Source organism: Agarilytica rhodophyticola, from assembly GCF_002157225.2.
Taxonomy (GTDB): Bacteria; Pseudomonadota; Gammaproteobacteria; order Pseudomonadales; family Cellvibrionaceae; genus Agarilytica; species Agarilytica rhodophyticola.
In genome coordinates this window covers 5,449,689-5,473,814 of sequence record NZ_CP020038.1, presented here as the reverse complement: position 1 = coordinate 5,473,814, position 24,126 = coordinate 5,449,689, and the positions used below count along the sequence as shown (strand labels likewise).

Here is a 24,126-nt window from a genome sequence, read left to right as displayed (position 1 = left end):
ACTTTATCTTAAAAAGTGTGTAAATAGTATTTTGTAAATAAAACCATAATTGCTTCTTTTAAATTTGTATTAAATATATTTGACGACAAATTTAAAAAAGATGCCTTAATAAATATCATAAGTGGCACTTTTATGGTTCGTTTTTAAATATTTTTTTATTTTCTTGTATTTTTTGTGGACGCAGCTGTATAAATTTTTTTATAAGTGTAAATATGGTTTTTGTGTTCTTAGAGATATGTTTGTTGAAAAATTTACGTGCCAGCTAAACGATTTATACGTCTCATCATGGTATTGTATAGTAAAAGTAGTGAGCAGCATTTTTTAGTATTTAATTTATTAACATCTGAAAAAAATTAACGGAGTCTATAGTTTTCTATTTTTCTATAAATTTTCAGATAAAAAATTAATGTTTTAATATTTCGATGTGTAGTTATAGTGTTTATGGGATAAAAAATGAAAATGGACATAAAATAGAGTGGAAATCATCAGCTAAGCTTTATTCTCTATTCTTTCATAGATAAGAGGTATTTGTTATAAGGAATTTTCCGCCATAAAATATGATCCTTATCGCACCTACTTTTAACTTGGCTTATGCACCAAAGGGAATCTGTGAGAAGAAAGTCGTTATCGATTTTACATGCGTTTAGCAAGTTTCTTGTTAAAATCTTTCGAATACATGCAATCAAAACTGATGTTGATTCGTCTTATAGACTGTGAATGGCGCATTTACTGAATATCCATATTATAAATCATGATCTTAGGAGATCACATATGAAAGGTTTTGATAAGAAACTGGTGCTTTCTACTCTATCTGCAGCTGTTGTGGCTGCTGGTTCTCAAGTAGCATTTGCGGTTCCAGACCAACCCACTGAGTGGGAAAAGTGCGCGGGTATTGCAAAAGCTGGGAAAAATGATTGTGGAGCGCTGGACGGCAAGCATCAATGCGCTACTATGGCCAAGCAAACCAATAGTGATCAAGAATGGGTATATGTGCCAAAAGGCACCTGTGAGAAAATTACGGGTGGTACCGTAGCTAAGGTTGTGCCCGCAAAAAAATCCTAATCGTGATATCTACTCAAATTTCCGGCGCAGGCATTGGCTTGCGCGCTCCACATATAAGTCACTTATTAAATTATCATGTTGATGATTTGTGGCTTGAATTGTTAGCTGATAATTGGTTTGCTAAAGGTGGCTTGGATGCTTACTATTTACGGCAAATATCGCAGCATTATCCTTTGAGCCTTCACTGTGTGGGGCTATCTCTTGGCGGCGTTGAGCCTCTCGATCACTCTTATATTGAAAAACTTAGAAAACTGATTGATCTAACAGGCGCATGTTGGCTTTCTGATCATCTATGTTTTAATCATGTGAAAAACCATTACTTGCCTGATTTACTCCCATTGCCTTATACGGAAGAGATGGTGATACATGTTGCTGATCGTATTCGTCTTGTACAAGATGCTCTAGGTAGGCAAATATTATTAGAAAATGTTTCCTCTTACCTAGAGTATAAGCATAACACTATGTTGGAGTGTGAATTTTTAAATGCTGTTTGTCAACATGCTGATTGTTATATGTTGTTAGATATTAACAATGTTTACGTATCCCAGCGAAACCATGGAGTATCTGCAAGAAAAACATTATCCAATATCAATATTAAAAGAGTCAAAGAGATTCACCTTGCCGGTCATAGAGATAAAGGAAATATTGTAGTTGATACACATGACAATTTTGTCTGTGATGAAGTTTGGCAATTGTACGAAAATTTTATTGCTCCACTTGACGAGAAAATTCCGACATTGATTGAGTGGGATTCAAATATACCTGATATTGATATACTTTTAGGTGAAAGAGATAAAGCCAAGAAAATTATGTTTCAAGAAAAAACATGCAAAGCTGCAGGTAAAATAGTTTGAATAAAATCGCAGAGCAACAACAAATTTTTGTTGAAAATTTAATCGATAGAAGTTTTCTTTGTGCTGAAGATTTTGTTTCTTCAGAAAGCTGCTCATTTACAGAAAGATTTGGTTTGTATGTTCATAATTCTTATCAAACTTGGCGTAATGCTGTTGCATCTTGTTATCCGATAACGAAGAAAGTCTTAGGTGATGACGGCTTTACAAACTTAATTGCAGCGTTTGTTGATGAATGTCCTCCAACATCTCACGACCTTAATTATTATGGCGCTGGATTGGCCAATTTTTTATCTCATTATTCTGCGGATAACTCTGAACCTATTTTAGAAATACACCCTTATCTTCGTCAATTATGTGAAATAGAGTGGTGTATTTATATAAGGTATTATTACGAAGATGATAAGCTAATGAATACTGAACAATGGCAAGCATTCGCCAGTTGTAAGTCATCTAATATAAAGTTTTCTCTATCTAAGTCTATGGGTATCTTTAATCCTAATTGGAATTTTTCATGCTTATTTCATAGCATTCATAGTGAACCCCAACATTCTCTCAGAAAAAGCAGTGAATATATTGCTGTGTTCAGAAATAAATTTAAGGTGGAATTGGCGCAGATATCTAAGCTCGAATATTCTATTCTCCAGGCTATATTTGACGGTATGAATTTAGATTATCTTATCGAAAAATTTGGTGAGTCTGGTGCGGCTCTGTTACCTGTTTTTATTAACAAACACTGGATAACAGGATACCTTTTCTGTCATGAATAAGGATCAATTAGACACGTTATTTCAATATGCTTTTAGTTTGTGTAAAAACGAAGACGAAGCTTACGATTTACTCCATTCTTCCATTGAACGTTTTTTAAAGAAACGAGGTATTCTCAATGTCCAAGCGTACTTACGCAAATCTATTCGCAACGCTTGGCTAGATAGTAAGAAAGTCTCCGTTGATATCGCTCCATTTGATGAAGAAACGAACTTGGTAGAAGGCTTTCAATCGTTAGAAACCATAGTTATTAATGAGAATCAGTTGTCTAAAGTATGGACACTATTAACTGCCGAAGAACGAGAAATTCTCTATTATTGGGCTGTTCTTGAATATAGCATTGATGAAATATCCTTTGAACAGAACATACCTAAAGGAACAATTTTATCGAGAATTCATCGTATGAGAAAACGTTTGAAGGAGAAATCATTAAGATTGGTGGAGGTATCTAATGTCTGAAAAGTCGCTGAAAAGTATGGTGAGACGTATCGCCACACAACCACATTTATCAAACGAACGAGTTGAAAGTTTGCAGCAGCTATTACAAACAGAAAAAAAACGTCATTTTGATATCTTTCCTTTTCTTTGGGGAATGGCTGCATCCCTAGTATTTTTTGTAGGGATTTACGGTGTTAAGCTTTATCAAGCGGATAGCTCTGCTCTATTAGTGAGCGAAGAAGTTGTAAAAAACCATATAAAGTTAAAGCCTTTAGAAATCGAGGATGAACATTTTAATATCTTAAAACAGTATTTCACTGAGCTCGATTTCGTACCCGTTGAAAGTAGTATAGGCTTTTTGAAAAAATCATTTTTAATTGGTGGCCGTTATTGTTCTATTAGCGGTGAACCAGCAGCTCAACTACGTTATCTCGATAGTAATGATAAGTTAACAACAGTCTACCAAGTGGGTTATGATCAAGAAAAATTTAGCTGGGTGCCTGACAAAAGTAACGGAGCTGCACCTGTTGAAAAACAGGTGCGTGGTTTAAATGTAAAGATATGGCGCGAAAAAGGTTTGGTTTTCGCCAGCGTTCAGTAAAGCATGCCAGCGGATATCTATATATTTATTGTTCTTTATACCCTTAGTTTTGCATGTCTCGGTTAATAGAGAAAGGGCCCCAGGCTTGACATGTTGGCATAACTTCTAGTGCATTAATGTTAACATGTTCAGGCACAGTACTCGTCCAAAAAACAATATCAGCAATATCTTCAGCCGACAAAGGTTTGGTGCCCTCATATACGTTTGCCGCTTTTTCTTGATCGCCTTTCATTCGTACAACTGAAAAATTGGTTTCCGATAATCCAGGTTCGATATTAGTGACACGGACATGCTTGCCCAATAGGTCTGCTCGCAGGTTGCGTGAGAACTGTTGTACAAAGGATTTTGTGGAACCGTAAACGTTCCCTCCAGGATAAGCCCACGAACCCGCTACCGAACCTATATTGATAACATGACCTCGGTTTCTTTCTACCATCCCTGGAATCACTTTGCGTGTGACACGTACTAAGCCCATAATATTGGTATTAATCATGGTTTCCCAATCGTCAAGATTTGCTTCGTAAGCGGGCTCTAAACCCAACGCTAAGCCTGCATTGTTAATGACAATATCTATATTTTGATATGCCTCTGGTATGCTGTTGAAAAAATCATCAATTGAGTTTGCTTGACATACATCGAGTGCAGCAACAAAGATATTTGTAGCCCCTAATTCATTTTTAAGTGCCTCTAATTTGTCGATACTTCTGGCACCCAGAATAAGTGTATAGCCGTGTTGTGCATATTTACGAGCACAGGCTTCACCAAAGCCTGATGAGGCACCTGTAATAAGAATGGTTTTTGTCATATCTACCCTCCTGAATGATAGCGCTAATACTACCACAGGAGTTTATAGAAATTATCTCGCAGCTCTATGGGATTCTTAAAATTTTGTAGGACGGACATAAGCAAGCCATGAAAGGCTTGCCCATTGGTCGCAAGGTCAAAGCGAGTCTTTGAAATGCGAGGAAAATCGCGCTTTTCTGTTAAGCCTTTTAAAGGCGACTCTTGAAAAAACAGAGCGCGTTTTTTTAAATTCGAAACCCCAGTATATCAACTGGAAAAAGTAACTCCAAACACCACTACACATACGCGACGGCTTTGTTATTACTCCCGCACTTGACAAGGAAACACTAAAAATATTGATGGAAGAGTATTCCTCAACAGAGCAACAACTTGAGACAATGAAAAAGGCGCGAGTGAAGCATGGTTTCTTTGTGGATATTGACGATGGCGAAACGTTAAAAAAGCCGTTCCTGTCATTATTGAAATATTATAGGTTGCATCAGGTTAAGAGGGTGCTGCATGGGCAAAGCGAGATCAATAGGATTGATAACTCTTTAGCGAAAGAAGCAATAAAAGCGTTAGATAACTATGCAATTAATAAAATTTAGAAAAGAAATAAGATATGCCTCGTTAGTATTGTTAATGACTGTAAATTACAGTTATAGTCTAATTTTCGCGCTGTGCAGTTGTTGGCTGAAAATCTGAAGCAACGAAAAAACCGCTTAGAAGCGGACATTGAAACGGATGTCGCCGTTCATTTGTTTTTGCTCTCTGTGTTGTTTCATATATAAGAGCCTTGGCGTTTAAAGCTGATCGACAGGACTTGTCGTCCCAGCTCTTACATCGCCAGTACCTCTTTGATTCTAAATCCGCAACCGTAAAGCATGGCAGCAATGAGCTGGTATTTACCCGTCATATGACTCAGAATTTCTGATACTTCTGTTGGTGAGAGCACCGTCGGTAAGTTCTTCGAGCGTTTAGCAAAGCCATACTCTAGTCCTTTAATCGGTCTCTGAAGAACATGGCGATACATAAAAATAATTGCACACAGAGCTTGATTTTGAGTTGCCGCACTCACACGCCGATGAGTGGCGAGGTAGTTTAGAAATCGTTCAATATTGCGATTACTCATCTCTGAAGGGTGCCGCTTATCATTGAATAAGATTAAATGGCGTATCCAGTAAAGGTAGGTCTTCTCAGTGCGCAGGCTGTAGTAGCGTATTCGCAAGACTGTACGAACCTGTTCCAAAAACGGTGATGGCGGCATAATGTCAATCCTTTAACAACTGTATCTATGAACAGTTATAACAACTTTTAGCCATTTTGCCTGCCCTTGGGTCTCGTGAGCACCGAAAGTTACGGACATAAATATTTCGCGCTCAATTAGTTAACCTATTGATTTATATTAGTATTTTAACTTTTATCGAGTGCATAAAAGACCTCCAGGAGGCTCGTTAAACACAGTGGCTTATTTTTTCCAATAGAGATTGTTAAAGTGGATTGTTGTAACGCCTTGAACCTGTTAGAGTTTTATCGACAACATTCATCGGAAAGCCGTTGTGGATAAGGGGGATAAACGGGAATTCCGACTAATATACTGTTAAGTATACAAAGCAATGGAGCAATATATGGATTACGGTAAGTTAAAAAAAGAAATAAAGGACATAGCGGATGTAGCTTCAAGTGTTCCTGAACCGTTTCGAGAACGTTGTTTTGAGATATTACTCGAAAACCTTCTTGCCGAAGGAGATGCAGGAAAAACTGCTACCCCACCGAAACCTAAAGAAAAAGGTAGGGCCACTGCTGACAGCGATCATGGAAAACCTGCTGGCCAAAATATACCAACACCAGCAAAGGTTCGGGTTTTTATGAAACGAACAGGAGTGTCAGATGACGACCTTCAGGCATTATTCTTGTATGAAGATGACGAGCTACATTTTATTAAAGAACCAGCCGCTGAAGTTGTATCGACAGGACAAATTGAGTGGGCGTTGCTGATAGCACTAAAAAATGGAATTCTGGAGAATTCCATGTCCTGTGACGCAGAGTCTGTACGATCAATTTGTCAGGAAAAAGGCTATTATGACAAGAAAAACTTTTCAACAATTTTCAAAAAGCCTGCCAATTTAAAACTATTCAGTGCTCCACTAGAGTCTCAAGGTGAGGCTCAATCATTATCGAATGATGGGCAAGATTATCTTGGAAAAATAGTAAAATCTCTTGTTGGAGCTAATGCGTGAAGCAAGAGATTATCGACCAAATTGAGGGTTTTCGAGTCAAGCTGAAGCAACTTAAAAAGGAAGTTAACTCGATTCCGGGTGAAAGAGTTTCTAGAAAAGTACCAATGGCATTGGCAGATGAAATAGCCAGCATATGGGTGGAAGAGCTACGTAGCCCTATAGAGCATAAAGTTAAGCTTGACTCTAAGTTGATTCAAGAAACAGCGGAACATATGAGGCAGCTTCATATCTTAAGTCGCCCTAATAACTACAAAAAATCTTACCTTAAGACAATAAATTCTGTACTCCGTAAATTCGACGATAAGTTTATATTGCCCATAAAGCAATCATATCAGGAAGAAGTCGATAGCTCGTTAAGCTTGCATGATTTGATTCCCAATCTAGCCACACCGGAAGAATCAGATTATTTAAAAGAGGCCTTTGATTGTGCTTCTTCGGGTTTTAATCGTGCAGCTATCGTATTAGGTTGGTGTGCAGTTATTCATAAAATTCAAGAGAGATTGATTTTTGTAGGTCTAGATACATTTAACAAAACATCGACGAAGCTTAAGGCTAGCACTAAAGGAAAGTACAAATTCTGGAAAAAAGAATACTCAATTTCATCGCTATCCGAATTGCAAACAGTTTTTGATACTGACCTAATAGTGATCCTTGAAGGAATGGAACTTATTGATGGAAACCAAGCTGAGCGGTTAAGGACATGTTTCCAGTATAGAAATCATAGTGCCCATCCAGGCGAGGCGCCCATAGAGGAGCCTAATATGATTGCTTTCTTCAGCGATATTAATAGCATAGTCCTAAACAATGAAAAGTTTCGCTAAAAAAACTTAACAAGAAAAGCAAGCGGTTTCACCGCCGCTTCTTTAAGCGTTGTGAACATTAAACAAGCATGTGGAAATCGTTACTAAATCTATTAAATGGTGCTCTCGGTGAACGAAACATTGAGAGTGGTGAGAGAATTCCAGAGGACGAGGAAGTTTTTCCTGATGGCGGAATTATTCGTGCACCATCTTTTGAAGGACTCCCGTTTAGTAAAGAGGTTCCATATGGTGGAGTACGTTCTGAAGACCATGGAGAAGTCTACGAAATAATTATCGGTGTGGGGTATCAAATATATGGCGGGCAATCACTATTACTAGCTGATTTTGGTCAATGTTCGGTGGAAATACCTAGCCCTTGCAGCGGCATAGTAGAAGAAGTATTAACTGAGCCCGGTAACCTAATTAAATAGGGTGATCCACTATTTAAAATAAGTCGTGCTCATAACAAATAAAGCCAGCAGGACGCCGCAAGCGGCGCCTCTACTTAAGGCGTTATGTGTGCAAGGAGGCCGTATGAGTTTACCTAGAAAAGGTAGTAGAGTAATTAATGTTGAGGGAATAAGTTATCGCTGGTTAGTTAGGGCGAGGCCAACATATACTCAAGCTTGTCAAGATGGCTATATGGTTGCTGCCGTTGAGCAAGAGAATGTAAAGGGATCAACTCTATCCATAAAATTTAAATGGCAACGCCCAGATGTGGCAATTAATATCCATCCAAATTCTGTCACGCCAAAACTTGTCGAGTCGTGCATCAAAAGTGCTATAAGCGAGGGATGGAGACGATCTGAGCCTGGGCCAACATTTGTTTATGAGTGTGAGCTTGATCAACACAGAACAAGGTTGTCAAATTGACAGTTTTTCCGTCGCTCCTTTTTGTGCTTGATAGCACAAAAGGGCTCCTTCAAAATTGCAATTTACAACGGCGTTAGATGTTCGTGTCGTCTGAGAGAAATCTAAATTATCAAGGGTCTATAGTGACAACGAAAAAAGAAGTTGAAGCTGAGAGAAATCGACAAAAAATAGAATCTCTAAAAAGGAAAGGAAAGCTCGATTCTTTAAGAGATAAGATAATTTTTGTTTCCAGTTTGGGTATTGGTATTCCAGCCACCGCTTTGGGGGGTATAGAGTTTTTAGAGCCAGCACTACTAAATATTATTATCAATGGTAAAGAAGTTGGGTTGGTAGGATTGCTTCTGGTTGGTGGCCCCGGAGCAGTTAAAGCATTCATAAAGGCTATTAAGGTGGCTGATGATGTATAAAGAAGAATTAAACGACAACTTAGACAATATTCAAGATGAATATATTAACGAGCGGATCGATGCCCAAATCGAATACTATACTCGGAAGGCTAATGCAGCCCGGTCATTGGATCGCTGGTCCAAGGTGATAACCATCATCTTTGCATCCCTTATTCCTGTTATCGTCACTATTGGGCCATTGGAAATATATTCAAAAGTCTTAATAGTTATTCTTTCTATGTCTATTGTTGTATTTATCGGTATTCAGCAGATCTTTCAAACAGATAGAGTTTGGAAAGAGTATTTGGATGCTTCTGTAAAGCTTAGGCATGAAAAAATGCTTTATCTTACAAATATGAACGAGTATAAGGACGAGAGGCACTTCCATGAATTGGTAGGTAACATCGAAAACATCTTGTCCAATGCGACAAATACGAAAATATCGCACGTACCTCAAACAATAGTATCTAATTATTGGCAAAATATTGAAAAGACATCTAACAAGTAAAGGCAGCGGACAAGTGCGCCGCTGCTTTAAGCGTTATATTTAATCTGAGTAATATGATTATGAAAATACTTATGTTTGCGATTTGTCTCGCACTTTCAGCCCAATCTTTTTCTGCAGTTAATAGCCCAAAAGGGAAAATTACTGGTTTTTATACAGGCTGGAATGAGGATAACGTTCGAATCACTATAGAAGGTGCCCAATATCAAGAAGAAAATTGCCCAACAAAAGATGGGTATATGGTTTCAAAGAAAGATATCAATGGTTATGAAACACACATCTCAGTATTGTTAGCTGCATTCATGAGTTCAAAAGCAGTAAAGGTTGTGATTGAAGGGTGTACCGTAAATAGACCCAAAATTATTGGTGTCTCAATAGATTAATATAACAAACAGCTCAATCCGACCTCCACTGCGTTGCTCGTTTTGTGCTGTTCCGCTACGCTCGCACAAAACAATTAACTCCGTTCTGGCGGCTTAGCTGGGCGTTAAATTCCAAAGGAAAATACATATCAATGAAGAAAGCTCTAGTATCAATGTTATTTTTATTTGCGGCTTCTGTGGCCGCAGAGCCTCAGTGGTGTAGCGGTACACTTACTCATATTTACGTTTCAGAGGGAGGCGAGGTAACTATTCGAGGAACTTGGCGAAATGAGCATACTGTTATATGTAATCTCAATCAGCCAAGATCAAATATATCGGTTGAGGTTTGTAAATCTTGGTTGTCTATGGCGTTAGCCGCTAAAATGGCAAAAGCCGAAGTAACTGCATATTATTCTGACGTCCAGTCGTGTGGCTCAATACCTGCGTATACGTCGTCCCCTAGTCCAGGGTATTTCATGCTACGTGAATAATTTAACAAACAACTCATGTACGCTCACTGCGTTCGCCCGACACGCCTTTCGGCTCGCGGCATAGTTGGGCGTTAGCTTTCAAGGAGAGTTTGGTGGGTACAGCAGAAGTTTCAGATAATCTTTGGGGTAATAAGCTATACCAGCAAAGAGCGCGGGAAGCATTCCCTTTCCTTGTGAGGCAGGCGCTCATAGGGGAGCCTATATATTATTCAGATTTAGCTGAAGAAATGGGAATGCCAAATGAACGCAACTTAAATTATGTTCTAGGATGCATTGGAACTACCATCCTTGAGCTATCGAAGCAGAAAAATGAAGATATACCGCCGATTCAATGCTTGGTTATAAACAAAGCAACTAAATTACCAGGTGAGGGATTCGGTTGGTTTATCTCTGAAGCTGATTTCAAAAAACTAGATACAAAGCAAAAACGTATTGTGGTTAATGGGCAGCTTTCTAAAATTTATTCTTATCCCCGCTGGTTAGAACTATTAGATGAATTGGGTTTAAACCCACCCAATTTTCCAGAGCCCATTAAGAAAAAATCAATGGGTGGAGGAGGCGAAGGTGAAGCGCACAAGAAATTAAAGGAATTTGTCGCAAATAATCCTACTGTAGTTGAGCTACCTCAAAGCTGCCCCAGAGGCGAAACCGAGTTTAATTTGCATTCTGGTGACTCAGTGGATGTCGTGTTTTCATGGCGTAAAGAAATTATTGCTGTCGAAGTAAAATCATTAATTTCTGATGTAGGCGATATTCATCGAGGCCTATATCAATGTGTTAAATATCAAGCAGTTCTTGAGGCTATGCTTGGCATACAAGGTAAACCTAAGAATGTTAAAACACTTTTGTTATTGGAAGGAAATTTCCCAAAAGAGCTTGTAAGCACTAAGAACATGCTTGGAATTGATGTCTTATCCAATATCACAGTCAAAAGCTAACAAGCGCATGTTGTCGGACGCAGTAAAGCTGCGCCCATTCTAAAGGCGTTATGGCTCACTAGGAACGGAATGCGGTATTTATTAATCTTATTAATTATTCTATTTTCCAATGAGTTGATTGCTCGTGAGCAAGATCAGATTAAAGGCGTCAAATTGGATAAAGAATTAGCCAAAGGAAAGTATGATTTATACCTTTGTCTCGAATTCGATAAGGAAGCAGTTGGCGCATATATGATGTCTTCTAACGGGAATGAGTTCAATGTACCTATATGTATAAATAGAGGTGAATATGGACCGATGGGGTACCGTACTAAAAGAGACCTCTAAAAACACGGTATGTTTAACTCAAGAGGATGGTTATTGCGATGATAGTGGTTTGTGTACTAGCTTTATGTTGCCGGATTTATGCGGAGCATCCGCGCCATAACAAAGCCATCGTAGTAATCGATTGGAAAAAGTGATAAACATATCTCAAGACCAAGTTGATCGAGCTTAAGTGGCAGATAAATATAATCCTGTGTTAACTAGTCACTACAATACGACTTAGCATATGACAAAAATAATGTGTCTAAGACGGTTGCCTTAGAACCAATATTCCTCGGTGTATTTCCTTACGAAGAAGATGAAGATTAATTGATCTTTGTCTATTACAAGCTAACAAATTTAAGGGGCTAACTTACCAAGTTAGCTTTTTTTGCGTTTAACTTTTAATAAAAATCGTCGTTAAAGTATCGTTGACGTAGTCCGACAAAGACTAATAAACATCAACATAGAAAAATAGGGGGTGTTATAAATGCTTGTTTTTACTAATAACGACCAGAATGAGCAAACAAAAAATGGCAAAGAGAGGGATAACCCCCCCTCTGCTAAAACATTTTCCAAATACTGGAAAAATCGAGTTTAGCATTAGCATCATCTTGCGAGCCATAACTGGCGTACAAATTGCGCGCCAACGCTCCCATAGGAACACTGCTTTTTGTCGAGACACTATTTTGCAACGCCAGACCCAAGTCTTTTAGCATAAGTTCGACGGTAAAGCCTGGTTTAAAGTCGTGGGAGGCTGGGGCGTTTGCCATCACACCTGGTGCTGGGTTGTATTTTTCCAGTGACCAATTGCTGCCCGAACTCTGCAACATTATTTGAGACAATACGGCCGGATCGAGGCCGTTGTTGATTCCCAGTTTTAATGATTCGGCGGTACCTGCCATATGCACAGCGAGTAACATATTATTACACATCTTGGCGATTTGGCCTGCGCCGGTATCGCCCGCTAGAAATACATTTTTTCCCATGCCGGATAAGACGGTTTTGGCTCGCTCAAAGTTTTCTTGCGAAGCGCCACACATAAATGTAAGGGTGCCCGCTTGCGCTGCACTAACACCGCCAGAGACTGGAGCATCCAGCATCTCGATACCATGTTGTTGTGCGTATGCATGCACAGATTTAACACTGTCGACATCGATCGTGCTGGAATCAATAATTAATGCTGATTTATTAATATGCTGGATGATCCCAGGTGTTTGCTCATTGCCAACATAAAGATCTACCACATGTTTTCCTGTAGGCAACATGGAGACAATGTACTCTGCATCTTCAACAGCGGACGCTGGAGTCTCGGCAACTGTTATCTTATCTTTATCGACAGCCACCCTATCATTAGTGAACTTATCAAGGGATTTTACAAAGGGATCATAGACGCTAAGCTGATGGCCTGCTGCCAGCAGGTTTACTGCCATTGGTCCACCCATATTACCCAATCCAAAAAAAGCGATCTTGGCCATGTATATGCTCCTAGATGTTGTCTAGAGGATTAACTGCCCATGGAGCTTTAAAGAAACCATCGACAACTTCTTGTGGAATGTCTCGATGATTTCGATAGTGCCAGTTGGGAGCGTTGTCTTTGTCTACCAAAAGTGCTCGCACGCCTTCGGTAAACTCGGTAAAACGAACAATATTTGTTGATAAAATCATTTCAGATTTGAATGCTTCTTTTAAACTAAAAGCTTTAGCAATCTGTAATTGTTGATCGATAATTAATGCACTTAATGGTGAACCTGCAGCAAGTGTTTTTTGTGCTCTACTCAACCACTTATCCTCAGTTTGATATTCGGCAAAGTTATCGATAAGCGTATGAATATCTGCTTCACTACAGATAGCGTTAATGCTATCTAGATGCGGTAAAACATTGCTCGCAGGTTTTAAACTAAGAGAGTCTTGAGCAAAACTTTGCAGTAGGTTATCAATAGTTTTGCTGTCGAGTTCTTTATTGTTTTGCCATGTTTGTTGGCATAATTGTGCGAAAATTTCCTCGAAATATGTGCTATCAATAAATATATCCGCTAAATCTAGATCGATGCAGTCACTGGCATTTATCGCGGCGCCAGTTAAACCGAGGAAGCGGCCGCTGTAACCTGGCATTTTATTTAAGAAGTAGCTAGCGCCTACATCAGGGTATAGGCCGATGGTAATTTCTGGCATAGCGACTCGCGATGTAGGGGTGACCACACGAAAATCGGCACCGACAAATATACCGAGTCCGCCACCCATAATAATGCCGTTACCGAGAGCTATCACAGGTTTTTTATAAGTATGAATGGTGTAATCTAAGCGGTATTCTGTGGCAAAAAAGAGTTCGGCAGCATTGCATGCTTGGCCTGGATTTTCCTTCATGGCGTAATACATCGCTCGCACATCGCCACCTGCGCAAAAGGCTTTGTCGCCACTGCCCTGAATAAGTACACAAGCAATACTGTCATCATTTTCCCAGGCCGACAATTGACTAGACATTGCCTTAGCCATATCGAGGGAAAGCGCATTCAGGGTTTTAGGACTATTAAGTGTAATGCGAGCAAGTTTTTTGTTGCCAGGGCAGTCAAATGTCTCGCATAAAATATTATCCGACATAAATTATAAACTCTGTGACAAATATTAATTATTTTTTCCGCTATTAATTATTCTTCCATTGGGGGCTACGTTTTTCCAAAAAGGCTTGTACACCTTCTTTTCGATCTTGTGTCTCAAACAGTGTTAAAAACAAGTCTCGCTCTTTTTGGAATAGAACACTCATGGGTTGTTCTCGGGTTCCCATAATAAGCTCTTTACAGTAATTCACGGCAATAGGGCTTTGCTTACTTAATTTTGCACATAATTTTAAGGCGTGCTCTAACACATCACCTTTTTCTACCACTTCGCTGATAAGACCAAGTGTTAGTGCCTTGTCGGCATCTACTTTTTCACCTAGTAAAATCATGCGCTTGGCCCACTGCTCGCCAATCAAGTGAGTTAGATGTTGTGTGCCAAGTCCACAAGGTAGCAAGCCCACAGTGCATTCCGGTAGCGCCATTAGTGCGTGCTGCTCGGCGATACGGATATCACAAGCCAAGGCGACTTCCAATCCGCCGCCCATGGCGTAGCCATTGATCGCAGCAATGGAGACACCTTTATAATTAGCCAGAGTTTGAAAGGCGTCACCAAAGGCGCTGGCAAAGTGTAAACACTTTTCTTTGTCATCATGATTGAATTGGTTTAAGTCTGCACCTGCAGAAAAAAACTTTTCGCCATCCCCGGTAATGATAAGGGCGTAATTATTGGTATCTTTATTTAATGTCTCGACAATGTCTGCCAACTGATGAAGACTCTCTGCCGTCCAGGTGTGAGCTGGTGGATTATTCAGAGTTAGTACACAAGTGTGGTCGTGGTGTTGAAGTTTGATTGCTTCGCTCATTTTAAAGGCTCCTTATCTTCTGCCAGGACGCGTCTTGAAATAATAAGACGCATAATTTCGTTTGTCCCTTCAAGAATTTGATGCACTCGTACATCGCGGAAAAGTTGTTCTACTTGATAATCTTTTAAATAACCGTAACCGCCGTGTAATTGCACGGCTTGATCACATATTTTAAAACCAATATCAGTGGCAAATCGTTTTGCCATAGCACAGTATGAGGTTTTATCTTGATGGTCTTGATCTATCTTCGCGGCGGCGAGATGTACCATGTTACGCGCCGCGATCAGTTCTGTGGTCATATCAGCTAAACGAAATTGTAGCGCCTGAAATTCAGTTAGGGCACGGTTAAATTGTTTTCGTTCAGCCATGTAACTGGTAGTTAAATCAATGGCCTTTTGAGCGGCACCGAGAGAACAGGTGGCGATATTAACGCGACCACCATCAAGGCCTGCCATGGCAATTTTAAAGCCCTCTCCTTCATTGCCTAACAAGTGACTGACAGGCACTTTGACATCGTCGAAGGTTATGGCTTTAGTCGGCTGATTTTTCCAGCCCATTTTCTTTTCATTCGCACCGTAAGAAATACCTGGCAGATCCGCGGGAACCGCAAAGGCACTAATAGTTTTGGTATTCTCACTTGCTGAAGAAGAAGGCGAAGTGCGCGCCATTACAATGAGTAGTTCAGTGCTGCCTGCGCCGCTGATAAACGCTTTTGAACCGTTAATAATATAATGGTCGCCTTCGCGTTTAGCATTGGTGCGCATTGCGGCTGCATCACTTCCTGAGTTGGGTTCTGTTAAACAATAGGATGCCAGCTTTTCACCAATAGTAAGCTTGTTAGCCCATTCATCTTTGAGACTTTCGCTACCCCAATTACAAAGCATCCAGGTGGCCATGTTGTGGATGGAGATAAATGCTGCGGTAGCAGTACAGCCGTAGGCTAACTCTTCCAGAATTAAGCTTGTGTCAAAGCGACTTAAGCCAAGTCCTCCCCACTGTTCTGGCGAGTACATTCCACAAAAACCTAACTGTCCTGAGCGTTTTATAGTTTCTATGGGGAAAAACTCATCTTGATCCCACTGGGATGAATTGGGGCTTAGCTCACCCGCTGCGAAATCGCGAGCTGCTTCTTGAAAAGCCAATTGTTCTTCTGTCAACGTTACATTCATAAAATAAGCTCTAACGTAATTGGATCGACATGTTGGGTTGGGCTTCTATGTCGTCTTCAAACCAACGCGCGGTAATGGTTTTGGTTTCTGTGTAAAATTGTACCGCTTGTTTGCCGTAAGCGTGTAAATCTCCATGGAATGACCCGCGCCAACCGGTAAAGGAGAAAAATGGTAATGGTACGGGTATTGGAATATTAATACCTACCTGACCAACTTGAATACTATGCTGGAATTTTCTTGCCGCTGCACCATTGTTGGTGAAGATTGCTGTACCATTCGCACGGAAATCATTGTTGATCAGCGTGATAGCATCTTCTAAAGATTCAACATTTAATACGCATAACACAGGGCCGAAGACTTCTTCGCGGTAAATACTCATTTGTGCTGAGACATTATTAAAAATTGTTGGGCCTACCCAATTACCATTGGCAAAACCATCCACTTGAACATCTGAACCGTCTAATACACAGTCGGCCCCTGCATCTTTACCTTCTTGAATAAGACTTAATATACGTTGTTTGGCTTCGGGGCTTACTTGTGGGCCGTAGGCGGCACCCTCTTGGCGCCAGTAGTTTGGTCTTACTTGCGATGAGGCGGCAACAATATCGTCAATCCACTCACTTGCTTTGCCTACTAGCACTGTCACAGAGCTTGCCATACAGCGTTGGCCGGCCGCACCAAAGGCGGCACCAACAATAGCGTTTATCGCATGCTTTTTGTTGGCGTCCGGCATAATTACAGTATGGTTTTTTGCGCCAGTCATGCACTGAACACGCTTAAACTTATCTGTTGCTGTTTTATAGACATGTTGGCCAACATTGACCGAACCAACGAATGAAACTGCGCGGATATCGTCATGATTAAGCAGTTGATTAACACAGTCTTTACCACCATTAACCAGCTGTACTATGCCCTTGGGAGCACCTGCTTCTTCGTATAACTCTATCAAGCGTACCGCCGTCATTGGGTCTTGCTCTGAGGGCTTTAGAACAAAAGTATTGCCACATGCATTAGCCAGAGGGAACATCCAAAGTGGAATCATGGCTGGGAAATTAAAAGGAGTAATGCCAGCGCACACACCAATAGGTTGTCGCAGTGAGTAGGTATCAATACCATTGGCTACGTTTTCGACGGTTTCCCCCATCATTAATGAGCAAATATTACATGCATGCTCTACAACTTCGATGCCGCGCCACACATCGCCCATGGCATCCTCAAAGTTTTTACCTAATTCCTCACATATAATTTCGGCAATCTCTTTCTGCTTCTTTTTTAGCAAATCCTGATAGCGAAACATTAGCCTCGCTCTTTCTGGTAGAGGCGTTGCTGACCAGGCAGGAAAATGCGCTTTGGCTGAGGCAACAGCGCGATTAATTTCATCTTCCGTAGCAAACTTAATCTGGGACAGCGCCTCTTGGGTAGCCGGATTGGTCAGTGGGATACTAGTGTCTGAATCGCCATGAATAAACTGGCCATCAATATACATGGGAACATACTGGGGGAAACTCATGGTGTTATCCTCGTCGTTGTACAGTAAGCAGAGCTGATTACTCATGTTTTGTCGGTGACAGCCTGCCACCGTCAGCTCTTGTGAAGGCTTATGGAAGAACAGAATTCGGTTTTTTGTTCCACCATATTGCCTATTTTTTAATAGGTTATTTTGTTGCCGCAGTGCTGCACACGGCTATGTATTATTTTTATTTTCTTCTTTAATTTCAGTTTAACCGCAGGCGAAGCAGCGCTTTGCTTAGGTATATCTGAAAATTGTCTCAAAATGTTATTTATATCGTTGTGCTAAAGCCTAATCGGTATAAGGCTTATATGCATATTCTTAGTATTTAAACATGCAGTTAGCCACTGTAATAAGGAATATGTTATTTTAAATATGGACTATATTGCTATGAGAGCTTGATATGAGTGCACCTTCTCGCTGGCCACTACCAAAAGATGGAATACGCTTTGTTGCTCCTGAGTTTATTGAGAAATTTATGCTAAGCCATCCTTTAACACGAGGCTGTTACCCACTGGCTATGGGCTATTACCCTACAGCCGCAAATCACAAGATGAAGCGTGCTGTGCACGATAATCACCTACTGATCTATTGTGTCGATGGATGTGCACAGTTGGCTACAGAGCAGGGTAAGTATGTGGTGGAGGCTGGTAACCTGCTGGTGCTGCCGCGTGGAGTATCACACGCCTATCGAGCCGATAGCGATAAACCATGGACGTTGTATTGGTGTCATTTTGATGGCAGTGTCAGTGATGATTTTATTGGACAAATCGCTGACACGAAAACAGCGAGTATTATTCCAATTGGACACTGCGCTCCTATCTTAGCCGGCTTTAAAGCAATTTTAGCGGTGCGTAAAACTGGTTATAGCAACGCGGTACTAATCCATTCTGCTAATCAATTACGACAGCTACTGGCAAATTTACCGATTGAATTACAAGCTTATAATGTTGTGGCTGAATACGGTTTTAATATAGATAAAATTCAATCTTATATGTGGCAAAATATTGCCGGTCAAATTAGCTTGGATATGCTTGCAGATACAGCGAAATTATCAAAATATCATTTCTCTGCACGCTATAAAAAAATTACCGGTTACTCTCCTATTAAACATTTTATCCATATGAAAATGGAGCATGCATGTTTCTTATTAGATTCGACAGATTTGAATGTAGCAAAAGTAGCTCAGGAGCTTGGCTATGATGATTCTTTATATTTTTCTCGCTTGTTTAAAAAAACTTTAGGGCTTTCTCCAAAGCAATACCGTTTAAGTCATTAAATATAGTTATTTAAATAATATTTTCAGTGGCGAGCAGTCTATACATTAAATGTTGTTTAAAGGTTAGTTGGATGAACTTATTAGTTTGTTTCATCCACCTAATTTACAGTTACTATTTCTCCAGTCTTGCAGGTTAGACAAACTATATTAGGTAAAGGTTTATAATGGCAATTAATGTGCATCCCAACCTGCGAGGAGGGTTGGCTTTTGTTCGTAACAAAGTAAATAATCTGCAAAAAAATGTTGCCTTGCAAGATATTGTTAAGCAAGCTAAAGCAGATTATCCTGTATTTGCTTCTTCTGCTAATAGTTTGTTAAAAAAGGCAAGTCAATTTCTCCAGCGCTTTAATCAAAAATTTGAGCAGTACGCAAGTAATCCGCAATCGCCACAATTTTCTCGTCCGACAGCTCCAGCGAACAATCCGTATTTTGCAGCTAACCACAATAACAGCCATTACGCCCAAGCCCAGCAACGGCCTTATACAGCGCCACAGAACCAAGGACAACAATACCACGCTAGGCCAAACAATATGTCTTCTGGAATGAGCGGATACCAAGTACACAATCAACATGCTCAGCATCGGCCGACACCCAACAACAGGCCGAATATTCCGGCAGGCCAGCAAGCCTCGCAACCAGTTGTTGCGCAGCAATCGGAGACCACTAATCAAGCTTCACCTTCTCAGCCAAGGCCTAAGTTCAAGCGCCTTAACATGGATACTGTTATGTCGCTTATAAACGAAGCAGATCGTAAGAAGATCGCATCGCGATTGGCTGATAATAATTGCAGTGTGACTTTAGAGAAACTAACAAATGATGAAGGGGGAGTATTTATATTTCCTAACAAGCCTAATATGCCCCCTCTTAGCGCTCAAGAAATGAGATTTGCCATGAGCAGACGTAATGCACAAGGCCAGATGAAACATCCCGTATCAGGGCAAACATTTCATGGGCGTGAGGCTGGGCTGTTAAAACCAGAAACAGTAAAGTTTTTTATTCAATCTCACGGTGAACAAGTACACACTCAACAACCTTCGGTTATTCCAACACAGCAGCCCGTCATTGCTCATGCTAGCAACCAAATGGCCACGAATCTGCCCAGCAGTCAGGTGCAATCTAATACTCAGCAGCCAGCTAATCAAGCTTCTGCAGTTATTCCCAGCAGTACTGAGGAAGAAAATCGAATGCTGCAACAGGCGATTGATGCGAGTTTTCTAGAAGCTCAAAATGCTACTAGTACTTCATCAGCTGCTCCTATTACAATTTCACCAGACCAGCTCCAGCGCTTTGATCTTTCTGGGCGAACGCCTGAACAAAATTTAAGTTTAGTAACAAAACTTAGGGAGGAGTGTCCTGTCACACTGGAGACATTAGCTGAAGATTCACATGGGGTTGTGTTTTTTGGCGGTAATGAATTACAACCAATAAGTTATACCGCGTTGCAAGGTTTAGCTAGCACAGCCCAAATGATGCATCCCACAACACGTCAGCCCATTGATCTAGATAATGTTCGAATACTGACTAAGGCACAAATGACTAATTTAATGAATGCTGTTAATACTCAAGCTAATGGGTAAATCCATCATTCATTCAGGCTTTTAAGCTCTCCTGTAAAACATATAAGAGCTTGGGTGGCTTTTTCTTAAAGCCCTTATATGTCTATCAGTTAAACCTATCTACTGCCGCTTTCAGAGATGAAGCGTGTTGTTTTATATTTGCTATTAGGGCCTTTACAATTGGGTTTAACTACTTGCTTAGGGTTCTTTTTACGCCTAACTAACATGGTTCCAGGTTCATACCCTTCTACCCTATATGCACCATCATTATTTGCGTGAGCACGACTTTTATAGCCTGTTACTTTGCACCCCGTAACGCCGTGATGGCGCAGTCTCTGTTCCACTCTATGTGCCAATTCTTCCCCTCCGTCACAAGAGATAATATTAAATGTAAGTCTATTTCTGCCTTTTAAGTTGGACATGCCTGACATTGCCCAAGTATCAATAACATGTTCAGGTTTAAATTCTTTATATTTTGCTTTTTGTGTATCAGTCTTGCGCCTAGTATGGACATACCATTTATCTGGACTACCATCAGTATCTATTGAGATTTTTACATGTCTGCCTGATTCAATTTTTTTCTGTACATCATTTATATATTTTTCTGTAGAGCGCGATTTTTCTCCACGGTTCAAGCGTCCTTCCATTAAGTCTGCTCTCATAACTAGTTTATGAAAATTTTGCTTGGGCAGCCCTTTGCGCCTAAAAGCTTCTCTTCGAAGCCTAAAGTTTTCATCAATATTAATATCGCGTTTATTTCTCCACTGAAAACCAACGTGCAATACGTGATCATATTTAGTCGACTTGTTTTGCAACATAGGCCTTGTATCCCTTGCTCTAAGTGCCCGTAAAAATTTCTGTGCTTGGGCGACTCTAGCTGCTGTTACATGGGCGGTGTTGCGGATATCAGTAGCCCTTAACAGTCCAGGTGGCATGTTTTCCTCTTCTCGTATTGTTATGAAAATTCTACTTTATTAATCAATATCATTACCATTTATAGGCTTTGTATAAATAAATAAAAATATGTTCTATTCTATTATGTAATTAATTTAGTCAGCGTTATTTCATAACTTTTATACTTCTGCAGCAAACATTAAACATATACCGTTGTCAGCTTAATAAAATAAATAATAGATAGGTGAGAATTATCAAAAATCTAATAATCTTTATTTTTTTCAATAATGAGTATCTGCAGAAAAAATGGATGAGAAATACTTGGTTTCTTAACAGATTTTAATAGAGGCTCAGTACTGTCAAGAAAGTATAGGTGCCAGTTTACTCCCAGATTTTTTCTGTTATAGTGCCGAATCTGTTGAAAAGAATTTAATGTTGTAGCCAAGATGTCTTTTAATACCCAAGAACTTAATAAACTCAGACAAGACCTAACCACTTACGATGAAATATGGGTATTTGCTTACGGTTCGTTGATTTATAAAGTTGATTTTCCTTTTATTGCCAAAGCGCAAACAAGTATTGTTGGATGGACGCGCCGTTTTTGGCAGGGCAGTCATGATCACCGTGGTACTCCAGAAAAACCTGGAAGAGTGTTAACTCTTATTCCAACTAAAGGTGAAATTTGCCATGGTATTGCTTATCAAGTTAGTCATGAAGTGTTTGAACATTTAGATTATCGAGAAAAAAACGGCTATCTTCGCTATGAAATGGATCTTTATTTTGCTGATCAACAAAAAAAAGCGGGCTTGGTGTACATTGCACCTGAAGACAATGAGGCTTTTCTGGGTGAGGCGTCCGAGTTTGATATTGCCAAACATATATCTGACTGCCGTGGCCCCAGTGGCGAAAATAAGGACTATGTATTTTGTCTGGCCAATGCGCTTCGAGCTCTAAATATTGAAGATCCACATATATTCGAAATTGAAAAATGGCTGCTAAAACAGTAGCAGCCATTTAACAAGTCCCACAGCAGCGAAATTTACAGCTGTGTCTCCAAAGGCAGGCATGAAGTGTCCTTAATTTCGGTCACTGAGACGTGAGAGTGGGTCTCTCGAATATTTGGGATCAAGGCCAAATGAGAGCGTACAAATTGTTCATAGTGTTGAATATCTCTCGTTACAATCTTGAGCATATAATCAATCATTCCTGTCATGGTATAACACTCTACAACCTCTGGTAAGTTGACGATTTCTCGCTCAAATGTCTCGATGCTTTCTAAGTTAGTGCTAACCAGATTGATGGAGGTAAATACCACCATATCCATTCCGAGTTTCGAGCGGTCAAGCAAGTTTACCTTGTTTTTTATCACGCCATCACGTTCAAACTGGTTGATTCTTCGCCAGCATGGTGACTGAGACATATTTACCTTTTCGGCGATTTCAGCGGTAGACATGCGCCCGTCTGTCTGGAGTATCTTCAGAATCTCCACATCTTTTTTATCAAACTTCATGAATAAGCATTTCTTTAAAATAGTGTTAAGTGAATTATATATTCAATTTTCAAACAAAATAAGGTTATTTAGGAATATTTTTCCTCTGCTTTGCGAATAAAATGAGGAAAGCTTGAAGGCTCTGTAAAAGCAGTTGTCCAGAATAATAAAATATAAACATCATAGAGAGGTGTAAGGTAATGGCAGTATTTGATGCGATAGATTTTTCGCAACATGAAAATGTAGTGTTCGGTCATGACAAGAAAACAGGCTTAAAAGCGATTATCGCTGTTCACAACACCACCTTAGGCCCCTCTCTTGGCGGTTGTAGAATGTTCCCTTACAGCAGTGATGAAGATGCTCTGAAAGATGTTCTGCGCTTATCTCGCGGTATGACTTATAAATCTGCATTAGCCGAATTGCCTCTAGGGGGTGGTAAATCTGTCATTATTGGTGACCCTCGCACAGATAAAAGTACTGCACTGTTTCAATCTATGGGGGCATTTATTGATCGTTTGGGTGGCAATTATATCGCTGCTCAGGACTCCGGCATTTCAGTAGAAGACTTGCAAATAATGGCTGCCCAAACCGAGCACGTTGCCGGTGTCCGCAATTCTGTTGATGAACACAATCGCTTGCGCAGTGGTGATCCTTCGCCGGCAACAGCTTATGGTGTTTTCATTGGTATTAAAGCTGCTGTTGAGCAAAAACTAGGAACCACAGATCTAAATGGCGTTAAAATTGCGATCCAAGGTGTTGGCAATGTTGGCTTTGGTCTAGCAAAACACTTACATGGTGAAGGCGCTAAATTATATGTTTCGGACATTAATCCTGAAAACGTGAAAAGAGCTGTAGATGAGTGTGGTGCTACTGCTTGCGAAAATGACACCATTCATACCTTAGATGTAGATGTCTACTCCCCTTGCGCTTTAGGCGGTGCCATCAATGACAATACTATTGATAAGATCGCAGCTCCGATTATTGCCGGTTGCGCCAATAACCAATTAGAGCGGGAAGAGCACGGCAGTATCTTGCAGGAAAAAGGTATTCTCTATGCACCTGATTTTGTGATTAGTGCTGGTGGAATTATTCATGTGCAGTTTATGCTAAGTGGTCGCACATGGGATGCTGCTACTAAGCATGTGGAACGTATTGGTGGCACTCTCGCAGAAATTTTCCAGCGCGCTGAACAAGGAAAAGGAACTACTTCTGAGATTGCCAATATTCTCGCCGAAGAGCGTATAGAGCAAGCAAATACGGATGTGTTACAAGAAGGAAGTGATCGATCATTACAATCTAAGTAATGGGAAATGGCTTAGAGATTGTATAAGTAAGTACGATTTAAGTGCTTACTTATCATTACCTTATTATTGACAGGCTTAATATTGTAAAAAATTATCAGCATGT

Annotated in this window: 28 protein-coding genes; 19 read left to right on the top strand and 9 right to left on the bottom strand. The window is 40.1% G+C overall.

Annotation, left to right across the window (positions count from 1 at the left end; translation table 11 throughout):
• Positions 1 to 771 precede the first annotated feature (771 nt).
• Genes BVC89_RS22735 through BVC89_RS22715 form a run of 5 tightly spaced genes read left to right on the top strand, consistent with a single transcriptional unit; the run spans position 772 to position 3,720 of the window.
• Positions 772 to 1,062, top strand: a complete 291-nt coding sequence (locus BVC89_RS22735) for a BufA1 family periplasmic bufferin-type metallophore (protein WP_086933406.1) — start codon at positions 772 to 774, stop codon at positions 1,060 to 1,062.
• A 2-nt stretch (positions 1,063 to 1,064) separates the two neighbouring features.
• Positions 1,065 to 1,916: an MNIO family bufferin maturase gene (gene bufB / locus BVC89_RS22730; protein WP_158658076.1), complete on the top strand. Its 852-nt coding sequence runs from the start codon at positions 1,065 to 1,067 to the stop codon at positions 1,914 to 1,916.
• Entirely contained in the window at positions 1,913 to 2,683 is a 771-nt protein-coding gene (locus BVC89_RS22725) for an HvfC/BufC N-terminal domain-containing protein (protein ID WP_086933404.1), read from the top strand. Before bufB ends, BVC89_RS22725 begins: the two co-directional genes overlap by 4 nt.
• Positions 2,676 to 3,140 (top strand): RNA polymerase sigma factor, encoded by a 465-nt coding sequence (locus BVC89_RS22720; RefSeq protein WP_086933403.1) that lies wholly within the window; start codon positions 2,676 to 2,678, stop codon positions 3,138 to 3,140. Before BVC89_RS22725 ends, BVC89_RS22720 begins: the two co-directional genes overlap by 8 nt.
• Positions 3,133 to 3,720, top strand: a complete 588-nt coding sequence (locus BVC89_RS22715; protein WP_086933402.1) for a hypothetical protein — start codon at positions 3,133 to 3,135, stop codon at positions 3,718 to 3,720. The genes BVC89_RS22720 and BVC89_RS22715 overlap by 8 nt, the downstream gene beginning before the upstream one ends.
• A gap of 43 nt (positions 3,721 to 3,763) precedes the next feature.
• On the opposite strand, the gene BVC89_RS22710 is transcribed toward BVC89_RS22715, so the two are convergent.
• Positions 3,764 to 4,525 carry an SDR family NAD(P)-dependent oxidoreductase gene (locus BVC89_RS22710; protein ID WP_086933401.1) on the bottom strand — a complete coding sequence of 254 codons (762 nt, stop codon included), beginning with the start codon at positions 4,523 to 4,525 and terminating at the stop codon, positions 3,764 to 3,766.
• A gap of 337 nt (positions 4,526 to 4,862) precedes the next feature.
• Between BVC89_RS22710 and BVC89_RS22705 the strand changes: the two genes are divergently transcribed.
• Complete coding sequence (locus tag BVC89_RS22705; RefSeq protein WP_086933400.1) at positions 4,863 to 5,111, top strand: hypothetical protein; 249 nt, start codon at positions 4,863 to 4,865, stop codon at positions 5,109 to 5,111.
• A 230-nt stretch (positions 5,112 to 5,341) separates the two neighbouring features.
• Here BVC89_RS22705 and BVC89_RS22700 read toward each other — a convergent pair whose 3' ends face one another.
• Positions 5,342 to 5,770 carry a phage integrase N-terminal SAM-like domain-containing protein gene (locus BVC89_RS22700; protein WP_086933399.1) on the bottom strand — a complete coding sequence of 143 codons (429 nt, stop codon included), beginning with the start codon at positions 5,768 to 5,770 and terminating at the stop codon, positions 5,342 to 5,344.
• Between the two features lie 361 nt (positions 5,771 to 6,131).
• Here BVC89_RS22700 and BVC89_RS22695 point away from each other — a divergent pair, with 361 nt between their 5' ends.
• The 9 genes from BVC89_RS22695 (at position 6,132) to BVC89_RS22655 (ending at position 11,098) form a co-directional block, all read left to right on the top strand.
• Positions 6,132 to 6,743, top strand: a complete 612-nt coding sequence (locus BVC89_RS22695) for a hypothetical protein (RefSeq protein ID WP_086933398.1) — start codon at positions 6,132 to 6,134, stop codon at positions 6,741 to 6,743.
• Positions 6,740 to 7,564, top strand: coding sequence for a hypothetical protein (locus BVC89_RS22690; protein WP_086933397.1), 825 nt, complete (start codon positions 6,740 to 6,742; stop codon positions 7,562 to 7,564). The genes BVC89_RS22695 and BVC89_RS22690 overlap by 4 nt, the downstream gene beginning before the upstream one ends.
• A gap of 68 nt (positions 7,565 to 7,632) precedes the next feature.
• On the top strand, positions 7,633 to 7,974 hold the full coding sequence (locus BVC89_RS22685; protein ID WP_086933396.1) for a hypothetical protein: 342 nt from the start codon (positions 7,633 to 7,635) through the stop codon (positions 7,972 to 7,974).
• Positions 7,975 to 8,077: 103 nt separating this feature from the next.
• Positions 8,078 to 8,416, top strand: a complete 339-nt coding sequence (locus tag BVC89_RS22680) for a hypothetical protein (protein WP_086933395.1) — start codon at positions 8,078 to 8,080, stop codon at positions 8,414 to 8,416.
• Positions 8,417 to 8,538: 122 nt separating this feature from the next.
• Positions 8,539 to 8,823, top strand: a complete 285-nt coding sequence (locus tag BVC89_RS22675; protein WP_158658075.1) for a hypothetical protein — start codon at positions 8,539 to 8,541, stop codon at positions 8,821 to 8,823.
• Positions 8,813 to 9,310, top strand: coding sequence for a DUF4231 domain-containing protein (locus BVC89_RS22670; protein ID WP_086933393.1), 498 nt, complete (start codon positions 8,813 to 8,815; stop codon positions 9,308 to 9,310). The genes BVC89_RS22675 and BVC89_RS22670 overlap by 11 nt, the downstream gene beginning before the upstream one ends.
• Before the next feature lie 59 nt (positions 9,311 to 9,369).
• Positions 9,370 to 9,690 carry a hypothetical protein gene (locus BVC89_RS22665; protein ID WP_158658074.1) on the top strand — a complete coding sequence of 107 codons (321 nt, stop codon included), beginning with the start codon at positions 9,370 to 9,372 and terminating at the stop codon, positions 9,688 to 9,690.
• Positions 9,691 to 9,821: 131 nt separating this feature from the next.
• A complete protein-coding gene (locus BVC89_RS22660; protein WP_086933391.1) occupies positions 9,822 to 10,160 on the top strand; it encodes a hypothetical protein in 339 nt (112 codons plus the stop codon).
• A 92-nt stretch (positions 10,161 to 10,252) separates the two neighbouring features.
• Positions 10,253 to 11,098 carry a PDDEXK family nuclease gene (locus tag BVC89_RS22655; protein ID WP_086933390.1) on the top strand — a complete coding sequence of 282 codons (846 nt, stop codon included), beginning with the start codon at positions 10,253 to 10,255 and terminating at the stop codon, positions 11,096 to 11,098.
• An 866-nt stretch (positions 11,099 to 11,964) separates the two neighbouring features.
• Here BVC89_RS22655 and mmsB read toward each other — a convergent pair.
• From mmsB to BVC89_RS22625, 5 genes are read right to left on the bottom strand one after another with little or no spacing between them, the layout of a single operon-like run.
• A complete protein-coding gene (mmsB, locus tag BVC89_RS22645; protein WP_086933388.1) occupies positions 11,965 to 12,879 on the bottom strand; it encodes a 3-hydroxyisobutyrate dehydrogenase in 915 nt (304 codons plus the stop codon).
• Between the two features lie 10 nt (positions 12,880 to 12,889).
• Positions 12,890 to 14,002, bottom strand: a complete 1,113-nt coding sequence (locus tag BVC89_RS22640) for an enoyl-CoA hydratase/isomerase family protein (RefSeq protein ID WP_086933387.1) — start codon at positions 14,000 to 14,002, stop codon at positions 12,890 to 12,892.
• A gap of 43 nt (positions 14,003 to 14,045) precedes the next feature.
• Positions 14,046 to 14,822: an enoyl-CoA hydratase gene (locus BVC89_RS22635; protein WP_086933386.1), complete on the bottom strand. Its 777-nt coding sequence runs from the start codon at positions 14,820 to 14,822 to the stop codon at positions 14,046 to 14,048.
• Complete coding sequence (locus BVC89_RS22630; protein WP_086933385.1) at positions 14,819 to 15,991, bottom strand: acyl-CoA dehydrogenase family protein; 1,173 nt, start codon at positions 15,989 to 15,991, stop codon at positions 14,819 to 14,821. Before BVC89_RS22630 ends, BVC89_RS22635 begins: the two co-directional genes overlap by 4 nt.
• A 10-nt stretch (positions 15,992 to 16,001) precedes the next feature.
• Entirely contained in the window at positions 16,002 to 17,501 is a 1,500-nt protein-coding gene (locus BVC89_RS22625) for a CoA-acylating methylmalonate-semialdehyde dehydrogenase (protein ID WP_086933384.1), read from the bottom strand.
• Between the two features lie 403 nt (positions 17,502 to 17,904).
• On the opposite strand from BVC89_RS22625, the gene BVC89_RS22620 reads away from it, so the two are divergent.
• Positions 17,905 to 18,780: an AraC family transcriptional regulator gene (locus BVC89_RS22620; RefSeq protein ID WP_086933383.1), complete on the top strand. Its 876-nt coding sequence runs from the start codon at positions 17,905 to 17,907 to the stop codon at positions 18,778 to 18,780.
• 164 nt (positions 18,781 to 18,944) lie between these two features.
• Positions 18,945 to 20,357, top strand: a complete 1,413-nt coding sequence (locus tag BVC89_RS22615; protein ID WP_086933382.1) for a hypothetical protein — start codon at positions 18,945 to 18,947, stop codon at positions 20,355 to 20,357.
• A 95-nt stretch (positions 20,358 to 20,452) separates the two neighbouring features.
• On the opposite strand, the gene BVC89_RS22610 is transcribed toward BVC89_RS22615, so the two are convergent.
• Positions 20,453 to 21,271, bottom strand: a complete 819-nt coding sequence (locus BVC89_RS22610; RefSeq protein ID WP_086933381.1) for a hypothetical protein — start codon at positions 21,269 to 21,271, stop codon at positions 20,453 to 20,455.
• 405 nt (positions 21,272 to 21,676) lie between these two features.
• Here BVC89_RS22610 and BVC89_RS22605 point away from each other — a divergent pair, with 405 nt between their 5' ends.
• Positions 21,677 to 22,237: a gamma-glutamylcyclotransferase gene (locus BVC89_RS22605; protein WP_086933380.1), complete on the top strand. Its 561-nt coding sequence runs from the start codon at positions 21,677 to 21,679 to the stop codon at positions 22,235 to 22,237.
• 32 nt (positions 22,238 to 22,269) lie between these two features.
• On the opposite strand, the gene BVC89_RS22600 is transcribed toward BVC89_RS22605, so the two are convergent.
• A complete protein-coding gene (locus tag BVC89_RS22600; RefSeq protein ID WP_086933379.1) occupies positions 22,270 to 22,740 on the bottom strand; it encodes an Lrp/AsnC family transcriptional regulator in 471 nt (156 codons plus the stop codon).
• A gap of 179 nt (positions 22,741 to 22,919) precedes the next feature.
• On the opposite strand from BVC89_RS22600, the gene BVC89_RS22595 reads away from it, so the two are divergent.
• The gene (locus tag BVC89_RS22595) at positions 22,920 to 24,023 is read left to right on the top strand and encodes a Glu/Leu/Phe/Val family dehydrogenase (RefSeq protein ID WP_086933378.1); all 1,104 of its coding nucleotides are present in this window, start codon (positions 22,920 to 22,922) and stop codon (positions 24,021 to 24,023) included.
• Positions 24,024 to 24,126: the final 103 nt, after the last annotated feature.